This is a genomic window from Pedobacter sp. P26, from assembly GCF_050632135.1.
Classification (GTDB): Bacteria; Bacteroidota; Bacteroidia; order Sphingobacteriales; family Sphingobacteriaceae; genus Pedobacter.
Genome location: NZ_CP192574.1, coordinates 951,563 through 969,472 on the forward strand (window position 1 = coordinate 951,563; position 17,910 = coordinate 969,472).

A 17,910-nucleotide genomic window follows, 5' to 3' on the forward strand; every position below is an offset into this window, starting at 1 on the left:
ATATTTCTTCTTTTTCGTGGCCATTAATCTTTACTTGCCTTAAATAGTTTTTCTTTTTCTACTGCTGTTAATTTATCGTACCCTGAAGTCGATATTTTGTCTAAAATGGCATCTATTTCCTGTTGAGAAACGCCACCTTTGAATTCGGGTTTTTTAACAGGTTTTTCATTCCGAACAACTTTTAATTTTGGCTTACGCTCAAAGAGCTTGCTCCAATCTCTTCCGTTTTGTAAACTTTTAATAAAGGTGAAACCCAAAAGTGCGCCACCAATATGTGCTAAACTTCCACCTGCATTTATTGAGCCGATAGCAATAAAATCGAGAACAAAATATACAATCGCAATCCACTTGATTTTAACCTCCCCAAAAATGAAAAGCACAATGGTATAGTTGGGAACCAGCGTCGCCGCAGCAAAAATAATGGACATTACTGCCGCAGAGGCACCTACTATGGTTACATTGGTTAATCCTGCTGCATATACCGGGAATATATTTAACATGGCTACCGCAAACAAACCACCAAATAAACCACCGGCAAGGTAAACAAAATGAAATTGCCTGCTTTTTAAGAAATTCATGAATATATTGCCGAACCAGAATAAGCCGAGCATATTAAACAGGATGTGCAGAATCCCATCATGAATAAACATGTAGGTGAATACGGTGTAAAAACGTTCTGGTAATTTAGAAATGCTTGCAGGTAAACCTACATACTCCCTAACCAACGGACTGATCAAATCTCCTTTGCCACTTAGCCAGCTAAATACCCCAATAACAGCGATAATCAGAAACAACAGCACATTAATGCCAATGTAAAAGAATATTGGGTTGCCAGATTGAAAAACCTTGTATTTTAAATCTTTGAAAGTATTATTCATAGAGTGTGTAAAATGTATCGTTCTTATCTTTCCATATTTTAACGAGTATAAAACCAATTAAGGCGCCCCCAAGGTGCGCATAATGAGCAATAGAATCGCCTTCAAACTGGGCAACACCCAAAGATAACTCTACTAAAATATAAATTGGTATAATATATTTGGCTTTTACCGGAACAGGAATAAACATGATTAATAATTCGGCATTTGGATAAAGCATGCCAAAGGCAACCAGTAAGCCAAATATCGCACCTGAGGCACCAACCATACCACCAAAATAGATGCTTCTAAGTGTAACCGCTTGTGTCATAGAGAGTTGTGCTGTATTAAATTCGCCCTGAAATAGTGCGGGAAGATTTATCTTCCCGTTGTTGGTCGCACTACCGATAATCTGGTGTACTTCGTAAGCCTGTACAGCCCACTGCAATGCCAGGGCACCTAATCCGGTAATAAAATAAAAGATAATAAACTTTTTGCCTCCCCATCTTGATTCGAGAATACTTCCAAAAGAGTACAATGCAAACATGTTAAAGAAAATATGCGCAATGCCACCATGCATAAACATATAGGTGATAGGCTGCCAGATCTCAAACTTCGGGGAATCGAAATAATATACTGCTAACCGGTCATCAAGGTGGAGCGTTGTGAGCAGGTAACTAGCCGCGAAAAATAAGATGTTAATAATCAGTAGGTTTTTTACTACCGGAGGAATATGTATGTTATTCATTTAATTTTTTTCTTGTTTTTAAGCGGCAAAGTTTAATCTTCAATTGTTTTCCCCAAACCCCAAACCTATTTCTCAAACTTTTTATCCAGCTCTGCCAGAGTAATGGTTTGGATAATCGGTTTGCCACTCACGCTAAAGTTAGGGGTTTTGCAGGCAAAAAGCTCATCAATCAAAGTATTCATTTCTTCCTGACCAAGACTTGTTCCAGCTTTTATGGCACTGTTTTTAGCTAAACTTCTGGCCAGGCTATCGCGTTTGCTCAGTTTTAGTTCTTGCTGTGAGTTCTTAAAACCTTCAATCAATTGTTCAAATAACTGGGTTTCGTTAATATTGCTGCTCCCTAAATCAACCGGAACACCTTCTACTACCAACGTATTTTTCCCAAATTCCCGTACATCGAAGCCTAAACTTTTTATATCGTCTAATAAACTTTTGGCCAGTTCAAAATCATGGGCATTCAGTGTAATGGTTTGCGGAAATAAACTCTGCTGCGATGCGCCTTTGCGATCATCAAGATGTACGAGAAAACGTTCGTAAAGGATCCGCTCATGAGCCATTTGTTGATCGATTACCATTAAACCCGACTTGATCTGTGAAACAATATATCTATTATGCAATTGCATATACTGCTTTTGCTTCGTTTCCAAAACTGTTTCATCCTCGTAAATAGAGGTCTGTTCTACAACAGGCTGTTCGGTTATATCATATAACGAGCCCCAGTTTTTTGCACTTGGTTTTGCGTCATAATTTCTTGGTGATGAGGCGTAACCCGATGTAGAACTGCTATCACTCGCAAATGGATTAAAATCAGGATTGAAGTTAATGCTTGGCGGTATAATATCTTCGACTGCCTTATGCGTAATCATATTGCTGAAACCTGTTTCCTGATCAAAATCTAAAGTAGGCGAAATGTTATAACGGCCAATGGAACGTTTTACCGCCGATTTCATGATCGCATAGATCGACTTTTCGTCGAGATATTTAATCTCTGTTTTAGTAGGATGCACGTTTACGTCGATTTTCGACGGATCGATCTCAATAAACAACACATATAGCGGATAACTATCATCAGGCAATAACTCTTCGAAAGCAGAGCTTACTGCGTGGTTTAAATAAGGATCTTTAATGAAACGGTTATTCACAAAAAAGAACTGCTCACCCCTGGTTTTCTTTGCAAAAGCAGGTTTTCCGATATAGCCTTTTAAGTTTATAATAGTCGTTTCTTCTTCAACTGGAACCAAACGTTCGTTATAGTTGTTACCAAAAAGGTGGACAATCCGCTGTTTTAAGTTGCCTTTTGGAAGGTTGAAAATTTCAACTCCATCTTGGTGCAGAGTAAAAAAACAGCTGGATGTGCCAATGCTACACGCTGAAATTCATCCAGAATATGACGCATTTCTACCGGATTACTTTTAAGGAAGTTCCTTCTGGCGGGCGTGTTGAAAAATAGGTTTTTAATCGAAATCTGCGTTCCGGGAGAGGTAGCTACAGGTTCCTGATTGGTTACCTGTGCACCTTCGATAGAAATGCAGGTGCCGATTTCATCTTCATACCTGCGGGTTTTCATTTCTACCTGCGCAATGGCCGCAATTGAAGCCATCGCCTCGCCACGGAAACCCATGGTGCGGATGGCGAATAAATCCTCTGCTTTTTTTACCTTCGATGTAGCATGACGCTCAAAACACATTCTTGCATCCGTAACGCTCATTCCACAGCCATTATCAATAATCTGAATCAGTGCCTTACCGGCATCTTTTACTACCAGTTGAATTTTATCTGCGCCGGCATCTATCGAATTTTCGAGCAATTCTTTTACCGCAGAAGCAGGTCGTTGTACAACTTCTCCGGCAGCAATCTGATTGGCAACAGCATCAGGCAATAAGTGAATAATATCAGTCATGTATTAAGGCAAAGTGAATTCGCTAAATTATGCAAAATAAGCTTAAAGAACCCGATTTGTTTAAAACTCAACATGTAAATGACTGTAGTTAAATAGGATTGATTGCTCCTATCGGTTTATTATACACTTGTCATCCTGAGCGGAGTCGAAGGATCTGGCGCAAGAATTAATTGTTACCTGTTATTTTGAACGTAGTGAAGAATCTTTGTAATGATCAATTTGTTATTCCTGCCTCGGTTTTGTTTTTTTTGAAAAGCAGGGTTCTGCACCAATCGTTTCCGGTAGTCCTGCTGTACACTGTATCCCGATAGAAAAAATCGGGATGCCGTTCCCATCAGGTTTATTTTACATAGGTCTGTCGTTCTGAACCTGGTGAAGAAATTTCTGTTGGATTACTGCTGTTTTGATCAATCAATCTATATTTTTCATGCTTCTGTGCCTCCGTGGCAAAAAATAATTGCTGCTAGCCATATTGGCGGCAAAGCTAAGAGAAAGGAAAGTGCCTGTTGGGACACAGACTATGGCGTATGATAAAAATCGGTGTTTATCTGTGTGCATCTGTGGCAAAAAAACTAATTGTCGCTGGTCTTAGCGGCAATGCTAAAACCAAGAGCACAAATCCTTACTGTAAAACCGAATTTACAAATCCAAATGCTTTCAATTTTCTATCTTTATCGGTATGAAATCCATCCTATACAGCCTTTTTCTGGCTTTATTGTTCACTTCCTGCACCAAAAAAGAAGCAGTTGATGTAATTGTTTACAACGCCAAAGTATATACCGTTAACAGTAAGTTTGATACAGTCGAAGCTTTCGCAGTAAAAAATGGAAAAATCATCGCGCTGGGTAAAAGTGATGAGATAAAAGGTAAATATACTGCCAATGAAGAGGTTAATGCCAATAGAAAAGCTGTATACCCAGGTTTTATAGATGCACATGCACATTTTTATGGCTATGGACAAAGTTTGCAAACAGCTGATTTAAGAGAAACCAAATCCTGGGATGAAGTGCTCAGCCGTTTAACTGCTTTTGCTAAAACACATCCCGATGGCTGGCTGATCGGTAATGGCTGGGACCAAAACGATTGGGATAATAAAGCTTTCCCAACAAATGAAAAGTTAACAGCTCTTTTTCCGGATCGCCCGGTATTTTTAAACCGGATTGATGGGCATGCAGCCATTGCTAATCAAAAAGCGTTGGATAATGCCGGAATTAAAAGTGAACAGAAATTGGCAGGTGGCGATATGCTTACCGAAAATGGAAAGCTCACTGGTGTGTTAATCGATAATGCTGTAGGCCTGGTAGAACGTAAAATCCCATCACCAGATGCTAAACTGGCTGAAAAGATATTTGTCGATGCAGAGAAAAACTGTTTCGCTGCTGGTTTAACCACCATTGATGATTGCGGCTTGAGTTACCTGGCTGTAGAATTTATCGAAAAACTGCAGCAATCAAACAAACTTAAAATGAGGCTCTATGTAATGCTTTCGGATGAGCCTGATAATTATAAATATCTTTTTAACCGCGGGCCAATTAAAACCGATCGGTTAAATGTTCGGGCTTTTAAGGTTTATGCCGATGGTGCTTTAGGTTCGCGTGGTGCTTGCCTGCTGCATCCATACAGCGACATGCCGAATAAAACAGGTTTTCTATTAAGTGATCAGAAACATTTTGAAGAAGTAGCCAGAAAAATTGCTGTCAACCACTTTCAGATGTGTACCCATGCCATTGGCGATTCGGCCAACCACGTAATCCTGAATATTTACAATAAAATTTTAAAAGGTAAAAACGATCAGCGCTGGCGTATTGAACATGCACAGGTAGTTAACACTAAAGATTTTGACCTGTTCGGGAAAGCCAGTATTATCCCTTCCGTTCAACCTACACATGCTACTTCCGATATGTATTGGGCCGGGCAGCGTTTAGGTGCCGAAAGGTTAAAAAGTGCTTACGCCTACAAACAATTGTTAAAACAAAATGGTTGGATTCCTTTGGGTACCGATTTCCCGGTAGAAAACATTAATCCATTATTAACGTTTTATGCAGCAACAGTGAGAGCAGATGCAAAAGGTTTTCCAAAAGGGGGCTTTCAGATTGAAAATGCCTTAACACCCGAAGAAGCCTTACGCGGGATGACGATATGGGCCGCCAAAGCCAATTTCGAGGAAGAAGAAAAAGGAAGTTTGGAGAAAGGTAAATTAGCTGATTTTGTTATCCTCGATCACGATATTTTAAAATCAACACCACAGAACATATTAAAAACCAAAGTCTTAAAAACCTATTTGAACGGAGAGAAAGTATATGAAGCGAAATAGATTGTGTATCCTGGCTGTAGCATTTTGCTGCAATGTTTTATGCTTAATGGCTTGTGCACAGGATCATACAGCAAATGAGAAAAAACTGGCTGTTGCCAATGCGATTTCTAACGCAACGGTGTTGTTAAACAACCAGGATGGAATTATTCCTTTAAAATCATTAGAGAAGAAGAATATTGCTTCGGTCAGCCTTAGTTTTGCTTACAGTGCCGTTTTCGATAGTTTGGCCAATAAATATGATAAAATTACCTCATTTTCTGCCGATTCTTATAAAGATAGTTTGAATTTGAACGATTTAGAAGATGACCTTAAATATTTCAACACCATCTTAATTTCTATTGATGATCAAAATGTAAGTAAAGCCAGATACATTAACTTTATTAACAGTATCAGTAAAAATAAAGAGGTAATTATTTCTTTTTTTGGTAACGGACCTGGTTTAAAATCATTCGATCTGTTAAAATCGCCAATTGTATGGACTGGTCAGAACAATATTGATGCTGCCGCCATTGTGCCGCAATATATTTTTGGAGGCATTGCGGCTTCAAATAAGTTAACTACTGCTTATTCATCTCGTTATACTTCGGGTTCTGGTTTTACTACAACAGCTACGCGCTTAAAGTACACTGTACCCGAAGATGCAGGCTTAAATTCGAACAACTTAAAAGAAATCGATGCCATTGCTGCTGAAGCGATAGCGCAGAAAGCTACACCAGGACTAGTGGTTTTAGTAGCGAAAGATGGTAAAGTAATCTTTAATAAAGCTTATGGTACCCATACTTACGATACCACTGTGCCTGATAAAGTAACCGATATTTTTGATCTTGCTTCAGTAACCAAAGTAACGGCAACCACACCTGCTGTAATGCGTTTGTTTGAAGAAGGAAAACTAAAGCTAGACACTAATATTGGCGCTTATATCCCGAAAGCGCGTACCACACCCATGAACAATATCCAGGTTCGGGAAGTAATGTTGCACCAGGCTGGTTTTATCCCATACATTCCTTTTCATGATTATGTTAAAACAGGTGATTACAGCAGAGATTCATCTGCAGCTTTCCCAACAAAGGTGGCTGATAACTATTATATCAAAAAAGGCTTTTTTAAAGATTTTATGTGGCCTAAGATGCTTAATTCGCCCATTAAAACACGTGGCAAATATGTGTACAGCGATATCAGTATGTATGTAATGAAAGATATTGTAGAGCACATCAGCGAAGAACCGCTAAATCAATATACTTACGAAAATTTTTATAAACCATTGGGCATGCAAACTGCAGGTTTCTTACCGCGTAACCGTTTTAAACCAGAGCAGATTATTCCAACGGAAATGGATACCTATTTCAGGAAAACGCTTTTAGTTGGCTATGTTCACGATCAGGGGGCAGCTTTGGCTGGTGGTGTATCTGGCCATGCAGGTTTATTTGCCAGTGCCAACGATCTGGCCATTATTTACCAGATGCTATTGAACCGTGGCACCTATGGCGGGGTGGAGTATTTCAAAAATTCGACGGTTGATATGTTTACGTCTAAGCAATCGAATGTAAGTCGCAGGGGTTTGGGTTTCGATCGCTGGGATCCGGACAGCACCAAACATTATCCCTCTAATTTAGCTTCACCACAAACTTATGGACATACCGGTTATACCGGAACATGTGTTTGGGTAGATCCATCACGTGGTTTGGTTTATGTGTTTCTGTCGAACCGTGTTAACCCTACCGTTACCGATAAACTTTCTAACCTGAAAATCAGGGGTAGGATACAAGATGTGGTAAACAAAGCAATTGACGAATCAAAGAAATAGAATCAGCTGTAATCATTGATCAAGTTTATTTTTATTCGTAATTTCAGAATACAAACCTAAAAACAGCTTAATACTATGAAATTAATTAAAACATTAACTTTTTTACTGCCTTTTTTGGCAGTGATTTCAATCGCAAATGCACAGCAGATTAAAGATGGAGAAACCGTAGATGTAAACGGAATTGCCGTAACCTATTCTGTTACCAATAAAGAAAAGTTGACCATAAAAGACCAGGATTTTGACCGCTATAAAGTTTTAGTTTCGATCAAAAACAATACTGGCAAATCTTTTAACATCCGTTTGGCCAATTCATTGGATCTTACTGGGATTTCCAATTCAAAAATTATAGAGTTAGATTGTATCAATGCCACAGGCGCGAGGTTAACCTCAAAAAAGGTTCAGGTGAGCATGAAAAGCCATTTAATTAATGTCACCTATCCTACAAAAGACAAAGATGGAAAATCAATCACGGCGATTCTTCCGGTTACAGCCGGATATTACTTTGATGAAGGACAGGTAATCGAAAACGATGCAATTTTTATTGTGCCTGCTGGAGAAACGCCAAAGGTTAGTGTAAGGAGTTTGTTGAAGAATTAAAATTTAGAGTTGTCAACTTTAATAGCCACCTGGCTGGAAAGTTGACAACTCTCCATTGGGATATTTAATATTCGTCATCAAGTATACTCACGCAATCAGCAGCGTTTTTCTTTAGCCTTTCATCAAGCGAAGCAATAGCTGCATTATCCTTTAAGCTCCGGTATAAATTAGTAATGACTGTTCTGGTTTCATCATCAGGATCACAAGCCTGTGATTTTTCTAAATAAGGTAGTGCTTTAAGTGCGATGACTTTATATTGGGCATAAAGTTCGACATGCGCTTTTAAATCTTTCGCTTTTCCCGCTTCGTTCATCTTTGCGCCAATGGCATTACATTTTTTAACGAAAATAAACCCTAAGGCCCTGTAAGGAACATAATAAGCTGGTGTAATTTTAATGGCTTCCTGATACTTTGGGATTGCCTTTTCTATTTCTCCGGTTTCTTCATAAAGCCTTCCTAAATGATAGCTAGTATTGCCCAGTTGGGTTTTGGTGAGCTCAGGCGATCTTTTAATGAGCTCTTCCGCTATTTGAATAACTTTTTGTCTTTCTGAGTCGGTCATTCTAATTTGAGCGTAATCCCAATATAAATCTTTAATGCTTTTGCTTTGAGAAAAACAGGTTTGTGCAACCGTTAGTGGAAATAAGAGTGTTAATAGGTGTTTGATCATAGGTGTTTTAATTTTTCTGAAAATAATAATTTAGTTTGAAGTTGGTTTAGGTTAAAAACTATTTGCTAATTATATAGCGCCATCCTTTTCCTTCTCTTCACTAGCTTTAAATAAAATTTGCCAAATTGTTAAAGCTGCACTCGTTATAGATATAAGTAAAAACATTATAATCGTAGCGATAGAAAATGTGCTTTCAATTGGATTGGAAAGCGCTTGCCAAACAGGTATGGAAAGAACCGCAATACATATTAAGTGAAGTATATTGTTGTTTTGTATTTTTCTGAAATAAGATAATAATAAAAAAAATATTGAAAAAAAATTCCCGCAACATATATTATATCAATGATGTAAATGATTTCTTTGCTTAAGGTTAAAGAAAATATATTTCCCGAACCATCAATGACCAACAATGGAAGAAATGTTATATACATGAACATGAACATTGAATTTTTTTCCCCACTAAAAAAAATTGTTAGAAAAGATAGAACAATGAAAAGAGTAAGAACTCTTGGGTGTTGAATGATTTTCATATTAATTACATCCTCCTTTCTTTGCGGGAGACTTTTTTTCTCCTTTAGATATGTTTGTATAACCGTTTTCTTTCATCGTTAATAGCTTGTTATATAGTCCGTTTGGTGTTTTTCCATAATTGAAACCAGATGACCCTACCCAATCGTTAATTTCAATTTGGTGGTTGGCATCTCTAATAATGTTAAATACATCTAATGCATAATTAGTACAATTATAATTGTTTATATCATAGCTAGAATTTTTTTGTGCTAAGGCTTTTGTTTGAACCAATTGAAATTCTTCTTCAATATGACCTAAAGAAACGCGTTGAAAAAGCTGAGGGCTTCGTTTCAACAACGTTTCATAACGCTCTTTGGCGCTTAACATCCGCAGTTCGTTGGCCTGTATTTCATTACGGATATAATAATACTCCGTAAGTTTCCGGCCAATAAAGTTAAATTCCATAAACTGGAGATAAATTTCATCGAGTTTTTCTCTTTTTACTACTATTAAGGTTGTGTCTTCTAAGGTTTCAATGTATTCGAAGCTGGGCTGTCCCGTGAAGAAACCATAAACAGAAATTAATAGTTCATTTTCGAATAAAAACCAGGTATTGGTTTGTTTGCCATCTTTATCAAGATAATATACCCTGGCTCCACCTGCTACAATGAAATATATGGTATTACTATTTTCACCAGCGCTTAATAACGTGGTTTTTCTTTTGACTTGAGCAATATGACTATTGCTCATAATAGCTGATTTTAATTCCTCACTAAGTGGATGAATGGCATTAAAAACGGCAAATAAACCTTGGTAACTTTCTGGATAAATCTCTTTTAGCATAAATTAATATATTGGCGGGACGCCATCATTCAATAGGGATCAATTCGAATATAGGATTAATAGGTTAACATCGGTTTGCAAATAAAGAATTTAGAGTTGTCAACTTTACTGACCTGCTTGCTAGAAAGTTCACAACTCTTCTATCTAAAAATTGATTGCCAATTTATAAATAACCGTTTTAAGTTCTTCGGTATCGCGATCTTCACATAATAAAAAAGTTGTATTATGTTCGGTTTGACTGAATAAAGTAATGCCTTCAAATTTATGTTTGCCAGAGATTTTATTGCTGAAAGTTAGCTTCAAAGTCTGCAGGTTAATACTGCCAATAAAACTTCCCATAATTTCGCCATCGGCATAAGTCGATTGGCTATCTTCTGCGGTAGCAATAAAAAATATCTCATTTTTTACCAATGCAGCATCGGTAAAGGACGATTCAACGTGGTTAATATTTGGAAGCTTAAAATAGTTAAAATGAGCTTGTTGAATTTTAGCTAAATCTGCTCCATGGGTTTTGAATATGCCATTCTTTGTATCGGTTCCGTTACCACGGTTAAAAAGCAACCACTCAGTTCCCGTAAAAATTGCTCCTTCGAGGTTAAAGTTCTGATCATCTACTTTAGTAACAGCTTTAATTCTGGCGTAGGTATTGGTCAGGTCTTTTTGAACAAAATTTTGTGTTTTCAGATCGAATTCGATCATCAGATTTCTTTTGGGTGTTGAGCCTGAACCTAAAATGTAAAGCTTATTGTCTTTATGACAAAGGATTTCGAAATCGGGTTTTAAGGATTTAGGTATATTTTCTAACTGATTAAGTGATCTGTCAAATAAGATCTTAATTTTCCGTAGCTTCCTGGTTTTGATGTTATATTCATTCAAATAGCCACTATTATCGCCAATGATATACAGTAAATCTTCATGAAGGAACAAGCCTGAGGCAGAACCAATCCCATCAAGTTCGGCGAAAACTTCTAAAGTTGTTGAATGCATGTTTTGAAAATAACAAAAAAGCACCGGTTTTAGCCGATGCTTTTATTTAATTACGATTCTCTAGGACTCATGACTGAAGACTCACGACTCCGAACTATTTCTTCAATCCAATTTCCCTTAATCTTTCATCCAGATATTCACCCGCCGTCATATCGCTATAAGCTTTAGGGTGTTCCGCATCGATAGTTGATGGTAAACTGGTTAAATCCATATCACTGCGCGGGTGTAGAAAGAATGGAACAGAGAAACGAGAAGTTTTCATCAACTCACGCGGCGGGTTAACCACTCTGTGTGTTGTCGATTTTAATTTATTGTTGGTTAAACGCTGTAGCATATCTCCAACATTTACTACGATATCTGTGTGGTGTGCTTTAATTGGCAACCACTCATTGCTGCGGGTTAATACTTCCAGTCCATCGGCACTGGCACCAATTAATAAGGTAATCAGGTTAATATCTTCGTGCGCACCAGCACGTACTGCGTCATCAGGAATGGTTTCCGGATTTTCGATCGGGAAATAGTGGATACCCCTTAAAATAGAATTTCCGTTGTGAACATGTTTATCAAAATAATTGATCGGCAATTCTAAATAAGTCGCAATGGCACGTAATAAATGCGTTCCGTTCTCTTCCAGTTTTTTATAAATGTCGCCCGTTACTTTGTTAAATTCAGGCAGTTCCTCTAAAATTTCGTTGTCAGGATATTCGTTTTTAACCGGATCTCCGTCAGTAACTTCCTGACCAATTTGCCAGAACTCTTTCAAATCCGGGGTTTTAGCACCTTTTGCTGTTTCTTTACCCGCACTGGTATAACCGCGTTGACCAGCTAATTCTGGCTTTTCATATTTTCTTTTGGTCTCAACTGGTAAAGAAAAAGCAGCTTTAATATTTTCATAAAGCTTATCAATTAATTCCTGGCTTAAACCATGGTTAGTGATGGTGACAAACCCCGAATCGTTAAAGGCCCTGCCCAGTTCATGAGAAAACTTTTTGCGCTCTTCTTCAGAACCGTTGACGTAGGAACCTAAATCTAAGCAAGGAATATACGGTGTAGACATAATTTTAAATTTTAATGTTATACGAATTTAAAAAAGAATTGTTAATAAGTGCGTTTGGCTATTGAGATAGCTGTTTAATAATTTGTTAGTCAGTATTTTAAGTTATTAACATAAACAACGAAATCAACAAATTTTCTTATTGTCATACAAAACCCATTATTGATTTAATGCAAACTACAGCCTCTTTTTTTGCGTATAATTAGATGTGAATAATTCAATTTAACTGTAAGGTCTGTGGATTATTTTCGACTAACAAATAAAAACACACACATACATGAGAAAAATAATTTTAATCTTACTGGCTGTATTGGCGCTGAACCAGGCCAATGCACAAGGGAAAAAGACAGAGAAAGCAACTTTCGGAATGGGTTGTTTTTGGTGTACAGAAGCCATATTTCAACGTTTAAAAGGGGTAGTTTCGGTTAAATCAGGTTACGAAGGTGGTACTTTGGCCAATCCAACTTACGAAGAAGTATGTACCGGTGCCACCGGACATGCAGAGGTTTTAGAAATTACCTATAACCCAATGGTGATTTCTTATGATGATTTACTGGAGGTGTTTTGGAAAAGTCACGATCCGACTACATTAAACCGTCAGGGAGCTGATAGTGGCACACAATACCGCTCGGTGGTTTTTACCACACGCCTGAACAAAAATTGCTGGCTGAAAAATATAAAGCAGAATTAAACAAGACTAACGCTTATGGCAAAAAAGTGGTCACCGCTATTGAAGCTGCCAAACCCTTTTATGTGGCTGAAAATTATCACCAGAACTATTTCAATAAAAATGGAAGCGAACCTTATTGCAGGTTAGTCATCCAGCCAAAAATTGATAAGCTGGAAAAGATATTTAAAGCGAAACTTAAAAATTAAATATTTATTTTGTTAAGCCCTGCACTAAACGTTGCAGGGCTTTTCTTGTTTAACATTTTAATTATCCGGTTATGGTAAAAAGGATTGTACTTAATATTGATGCCCCAAAAATTGCCGATGCAGCGCGTTTTTATAAAGATATCTTAGGCTTAGATTTAATGATGGATCATGGGTGGATTGCCACTTATGGTGCTACTGGACAAAAGATGGATGTGCAGATCAGTTTTGCTTCCGAAGGTGGATCGGGCACGCCGATGCCAGATTTATCCATTGAGGTTGACCATGTTGATGAGGTATTGGAAAATGTAAAAACTGCTGGATTTCCTATTGAGTACGGTCCTGCCAATGAACCTTGGGGTGTCAGGCGTTTTTATACCAGGGATCCCTTTGGCAAATTGATCAATATTTTAAGCCATATAGATTAATTTTAGGCTTTAGAACCATCAGCTCGGTTAGGGTTACACACATTAACGCTATTACTATTTATCTGTGTGCATCCTTTTTATCTGTAGTTAAAAAAATTAATTCCATAAACCTTTAGCTTTTTCGAGCAATTCGTTGCCTTTTTTGCCAATTTCTTTCTTGCCCTTTTCAATTGTTGAGGGTTGGGTGTATTCACTCACCGAATTGGAAAGTGCTTTAAACTTGCCTATGCCGGCAAATACTTCTTCGGTATATGGAACACCCTGCTGTTTCATCAGTTTTTCCCAGTCTATTTTCGAGAGTATCGCAACCATGTATTTGGTAGCAATTTTACCAATAAATGCTTTATCATACACATTTGTTAAAGCCTGATCTGATTTGCGGCCTTTTACATATACCATAGTTTGTTGTAGTGTTTCGCGTTCACTATTAGAAAATAATGGGCTTTTACTTAAGTTTTCTAACGCTGGAAGCGACTGTTCCGGTCTTTCTTTTTTTAAGTTCAGGTAAGCGGTTATTCCCCAAACCAGTTCATTTTGAATGCCCAGTTTATTCATGTCGTTTAAAAAAGCCTCAAAATCTTGAAGTGATCTTTCCTCGTCAATTTTTCGCTCCATTCTCATCCGGTCAAAGCCTCTAAAAAGATAATTCATGCTATGAAATGCAACATGGGTTTGCTCATCGTTTAAACGGCCCCAGCCAAAAAATGATTTGGTGTAGGGGAGTGGGATTTTCTCGTTTTTATCCAGCCATTTTATGTTTCTCGAAAGGCCATCTTCAGATAGATAAAACAGGTTGTTGCTAAAAAATAAAAAACCACGCACAAATTCTAAAAGTGTTTTAATTTCGCAATCATCCAGCAGTTCAGGTTGAGTTTTAGCACATTCATATAACGCAAAAGGTTGCCCCAGATCTCTGGTGGCCAGTACAGCCATGCTTAAAATGGCATGTTCTATATTTTGATAATAGGCCTTGTTGGCATCCTTGAAAAATGGTTGTAGTGCTTTTGCACCCGTTTTCATCGCGATAAAACCAGCGGTAAGCAGTGGAAAAACATCTTCATCAGTTTCTTTTACAAATTGTTTAACCGATCGATATTCTTTATACACCCTTAAGGCGTCAATCACAGAAATATTTTCATTTCCGCGTCCGTTCACCTTATTTAAGGTTCTGACAACACTTTGTGCCTGTTTGCTGAATTTTTGATACTCGGGCTGGGTAGTATCCTGAACAGCAGTTGAACGGACAGCTATTTTAGCAAATTTATAAAATGTGATTTTATCGTAATTGATGTTTTCGGCCAGTTTCTTTTTATCAAGTTCGAGTAAAAGCTGATCAGTTTTTTCGCCAGAACAGGCAGCTAAAAATAAAATCGTACAAAATAAAACTAAATTCTTCATGAGTATGTTTTAAGCAAATAGATTTATAAAACTAATATTTTAGGAGAGAAAAAAACAAGAATTGTTGCTTCTTCTTCATTTCATCAGTTAAATGGCTGGGCTTGTTTTCGAAATTTAATTTATTTTGGTCATTTATGAATAAAATGGCAAATACTTTAGGGAAATGAGGAGTGCAATTAGCAAATTAATAATCCGCTTTTAATAGGGGGCTAATATCTTTTTTTGCTTGTTCGTATTCTAACTGAGTTTTGGATTAAAATTTGATTAGAAGTAGTCAAAAAAATAGAAAGTATTTCTAATTTTTTGGCAATTTTTTCAGATTTAATGTTTTAAAATTCGTGGTATGTTTAAAATCATTCTAAATTTGTAACTCCTTTAAGCTAAGATGACAAAAAAGAAAAAGACAGTTGGTAAAACTGACGCTGATGTAATTTTAATAGGGGCTGGCATCATGAGTGCAACCCTGGGTGTTTTGTTAAAACAATTAGAGCCCAATTTAAGCATAGAAATTTACGAACGTTTAGATATTGCGGCGGCAGAAAGTTCTGACGCCTGGAATAATGCCGGAACGGGACACTCTGCTTTTTGCGAATTAAACTATACACCTGAAAAAAAAGATGGTACGGTTGAAATTAAAAAGGCGGTTCAGATTGCTGAACATTTTGAAGTGTCTAAGCAATTTTGGTCTTACCTGGTCAATAAAGGATTGGTTTCTGATCCCTGCAATTTTATCCGCAATATTCCTCACATGAGTTTTGTTTGGGGTAAAAAGAATGTAGAATACCTTAAAAAACGTTATGACGCATTAACTCAATGCGATCTGTTTAGCGACATGCAATATACCGAGGATGCTGAACAGGTAAAAAACTGGGCACCATTGATTATGGATGGCCGCAAGAAAAACGAAAAAGTTGCCGCAACCAAAATGGATCTTGGAACCGATGTTAACTTCGGTACCTTAACCCGCGACATGTTCAACAACTTAAAGGAGCAAAGCAATGTGAGCATGTATTTTAACCACGAAATCCGCGACCTGAAAAAGAATAAAGATGGCAACTGGATTGTAAAGGTTAAAGATTTGGAAAGCGGAGATAAACGTAAACGTGTAGCTAAATTTGTATTTATTGGCGCAGGTGGTGGTTCTTTGCCATTGTTAGAAAAATCAGATATTCCTGAAGGAAAAGGTTTTGGTGGTTTCCCGGTAAGTGGGCAATGGCTGAAATGTACCAATGAGGAAATCATTAAAAAACACCATGCAAAAGTTTACGGAAAAGCTGCGGTTGGTGCGCCACCAATGTCGGTACCGCATTTAGATACCAGGATGATCAATGGGAAACAGGCTTTGTTGTTTGGTCCTTATGCTGGTTTTTCTACCAAATTCCTTAAAAATGGTTCGTTTCTGGATTTACCGAAATCGATTAAATTCAATAATATCCGTCCGATGATTTCTGCCGGATTGCACAACCTCGATTTAACGAAATATTTAATCGAGCAGGTGAGGCAATCGCCAGAAGACAGATTGGAAGCATTGAAAGAATATTTACCAACTGCCGAACTTAAAGATTGGGAACTGGAATATGCCGGACAGCGTGTTCAGGTAATTAAAAAAGACGAAAAACAAGGCGGTATTTTGGAGTTTGGTACCGAGGTGGTAAGTGCTGCTGATGGTTCTATTGCAGCTTTGCTGGGTGCATCTCCCGGAGCTTCAACAGCAGTTTCTATTATGCTCGACTTGTTAAACCGTTGTTTTGCTGATGATTTGGCTACTGATGAATGGCAGGCAAAAATCAAAGAGATGATTCCTACTTATGGAAAATCACTTGCTCAGGATCCTGAATTGTGCAAAGCAACCAGAGATAAAACCTCAAAAGTGTTAAAAATTGAAAATGCTGTGGTAGCTTAAGCGATAACAATTATAAATTTTAGAAGGTCGTGATGTAAATCGGGACCTTTTTTTGTTACCCTATTGTCTACCCAGTGTACGTCCCTCTGGGACGGCGCATAGAATTATTATGCATCGGCATTGGATAGCCCAATTGAGCAATGTCACTAAGTTAAGCCATTGGCAGAATGAAATAATTTAACCACAGATAAAAAGGATGCGCACAGATATAAAATCTGTGTTATCCGTGTACATTTGTGGTAAAAACCTCAACTTAATGAGACAGTCTAATAAATATAGAATTGTCATCCTGAGCTTGTCGAAGGACCTATTTTAAATGTTTTACAGGGCTTCGTTAAGCTCAGCACAGGCTAAGCTCAACGTGACAAATTCGATTGAATACAATTTATGATACAGCCTCATCGGTAATATAAACCAATATGCGTTTTTCGTTCCATAGGAACCTTTGATGTTTTCCTTACACAGGCCTTACGGTAATAAACCTGATGGGAACGGCAGCTTTTTGGCTGTCACCCTGAGCGAAGTCGAAGGGTAGCCAAAAAGGTATAGTATACAGCAGGACTACCGCAACCGATAACACACCGGACATTGCTTTTCTAAAAAACACCAACCACAAAAAAGGGTATCCAATGCTTGAATACCCTTTGTCTTAAATCTTTTTATCGTTAAGCTGCGATTACTTCAGCAACTTCATCAGCAGAAATATCGCTATGTGAGGCTTCCAATACGCAATCGCCGTTTTTAATTAATAAAATCTGCGGCGATTGATGAGCTACCTGAAATATCTCGGCAATTTTGTTCGAAATGTCGCGGTAACTGATCAGATCTAAAAAGTAAAGTTTTGTATCTGCCGGAATTACATCCCAATCAAATTCGAAATTCTTTTTAGCCATTAAACTAATGGAGCATCGTGTGCTGTGCTTAAAAATAAGGCTAAAACCGCTTGCGTTTTTGATTTCATCAAGCTGTTCTATTGAAGTTAAGTTAACCCAAGTCATGATATGATAAATTATTTACAGGACAACAA

13 protein-coding genes and 2 pseudogenes are annotated in these 17,910 nt (G+C 37.6%); 6 read left to right on the forward strand and 9 right to left on the reverse strand.

Annotation, left to right across the window (positions count from 1 at the left end; genetic code table 11):
• Positions 1–23: 23 nt before the first annotated feature.
• From ACQ86H_RS04530 to mutL, 3 genes and pseudogenes are all read right to left on the reverse strand, one after another.
• Positions 24–878: a rhomboid family intramembrane serine protease gene (locus ACQ86H_RS04530; RefSeq protein ID WP_431293993.1), complete on the reverse strand. Its 855-nt coding sequence runs from the start codon at positions 876–878 to the stop codon at positions 24–26.
• Positions 871–1,602 carry a rhomboid family intramembrane serine protease gene (locus ACQ86H_RS04535; RefSeq protein WP_431293994.1) on the reverse strand — a complete coding sequence of 244 codons (732 nt, stop codon included), beginning with the start codon at positions 1,600–1,602 and terminating at the stop codon, positions 871–873. Before ACQ86H_RS04535 ends, ACQ86H_RS04530 begins: the two co-directional genes overlap by 8 nt.
• 65 nt (positions 1,603–1,667) lie before the next feature.
• Positions 1,668–3,502 (reverse strand): annotated as a pseudogene (gene mutL, locus ACQ86H_RS04540) (DNA mismatch repair endonuclease MutL).
• Between the two features lie 679 nt (positions 3,503–4,181).
• On the opposite strand from mutL, the gene ACQ86H_RS04545 reads away from it, so the two are divergent.
• The 3 genes from ACQ86H_RS04545 (at position 4,182) to ACQ86H_RS04555 (ending at position 8,217) form a co-directional block, all read left to right on the forward strand.
• Positions 4,182–5,816 carry an amidohydrolase gene (locus tag ACQ86H_RS04545; RefSeq protein ID WP_431293995.1) on the forward strand — a complete coding sequence of 545 codons (1,635 nt, stop codon included), beginning with the start codon at positions 4,182–4,184 and terminating at the stop codon, positions 5,814–5,816.
• Positions 5,803–7,620, forward strand: coding sequence for a serine hydrolase domain-containing protein (locus ACQ86H_RS04550; protein WP_431293996.1), 1,818 nt, complete (start codon positions 5,803–5,805; stop codon positions 7,618–7,620). Before ACQ86H_RS04545 ends, ACQ86H_RS04550 begins: the two co-directional genes overlap by 14 nt.
• Positions 7,621–7,695: 75 nt before the next feature.
• Positions 7,696–8,217, forward strand: coding sequence for a hypothetical protein (locus ACQ86H_RS04555; RefSeq protein WP_138818459.1), 522 nt, complete (start codon positions 7,696–7,698; stop codon positions 8,215–8,217).
• A gap of 64 nt (positions 8,218–8,281) precedes the next feature.
• Here ACQ86H_RS04555 and ACQ86H_RS04560 read toward each other — a convergent pair whose 3' ends face one another.
• From ACQ86H_RS04560 to ACQ86H_RS04575, 4 genes are all read right to left on the reverse strand, one after another.
• Positions 8,282–8,887: a tetratricopeptide repeat protein gene (locus ACQ86H_RS04560; protein ID WP_431293997.1), complete on the reverse strand. Its 606-nt coding sequence runs from the start codon at positions 8,885–8,887 to the stop codon at positions 8,282–8,284.
• Positions 8,888–9,418: 531 nt separating this feature from the next.
• Positions 9,419–10,240: a Crp/Fnr family transcriptional regulator gene (locus ACQ86H_RS04565; RefSeq protein WP_431293998.1), complete on the reverse strand. Its 822-nt coding sequence runs from the start codon at positions 10,238–10,240 to the stop codon at positions 9,419–9,421.
• Between the two features lie 144 nt (positions 10,241–10,384).
• A complete protein-coding gene (locus tag ACQ86H_RS04570) occupies positions 10,385–11,227 on the reverse strand; it encodes a DUF6929 family protein (RefSeq protein ID WP_431293999.1) in 843 nt (280 codons plus the stop codon).
• 94 nt (positions 11,228–11,321) lie between these two features.
• Positions 11,322–12,284, reverse strand: a complete 963-nt coding sequence (locus tag ACQ86H_RS04575) for an isopenicillin N synthase family dioxygenase (protein ID WP_431294000.1) — start codon at positions 12,282–12,284, stop codon at positions 11,322–11,324.
• A 364-nt stretch (positions 12,285–12,648) separates the two neighbouring features.
• Here ACQ86H_RS04575 and msrA point away from each other — a divergent pair.
• Positions 12,649–13,157, forward strand: a pseudogene (gene msrA / locus ACQ86H_RS04580) (peptide-methionine (S)-S-oxide reductase MsrA).
• Between the two features lie 71 nt (positions 13,158–13,228).
• Entirely contained in the window at positions 13,229–13,582 is a 354-nt protein-coding gene (locus ACQ86H_RS04585; RefSeq protein WP_431294001.1) for a VOC family protein, read from the forward strand.
• A 96-nt stretch (positions 13,583–13,678) separates the two neighbouring features.
• Here the strand turns inward: ACQ86H_RS04585 and ACQ86H_RS04590 are convergent, their stop codons facing one another.
• Positions 13,679–14,980, reverse strand: coding sequence for a hypothetical protein (locus ACQ86H_RS04590; protein WP_431294002.1), 1,302 nt, complete (start codon positions 14,978–14,980; stop codon positions 13,679–13,681).
• 385 nt (positions 14,981–15,365) lie between these two features.
• Here ACQ86H_RS04590 and ACQ86H_RS04595 point away from each other — a divergent pair, with 385 nt between their 5' ends.
• A complete protein-coding gene (locus ACQ86H_RS04595; protein ID WP_431294003.1) occupies positions 15,366–16,883 on the forward strand; it encodes a malate:quinone oxidoreductase in 1,518 nt (505 codons plus the stop codon).
• A 665-nt stretch (positions 16,884–17,548) separates the two neighbouring features.
• Here ACQ86H_RS04595 and ytxJ read toward each other — a convergent pair.
• Positions 17,549–17,881 (reverse strand): bacillithiol system redox-active protein YtxJ, encoded by a 333-nt coding sequence (gene ytxJ / locus ACQ86H_RS04600; RefSeq protein WP_138818449.1) that lies wholly within the window; start codon positions 17,879–17,881, stop codon positions 17,549–17,551.
• Positions 17,882–17,910 lie beyond the last annotated feature (29 nt).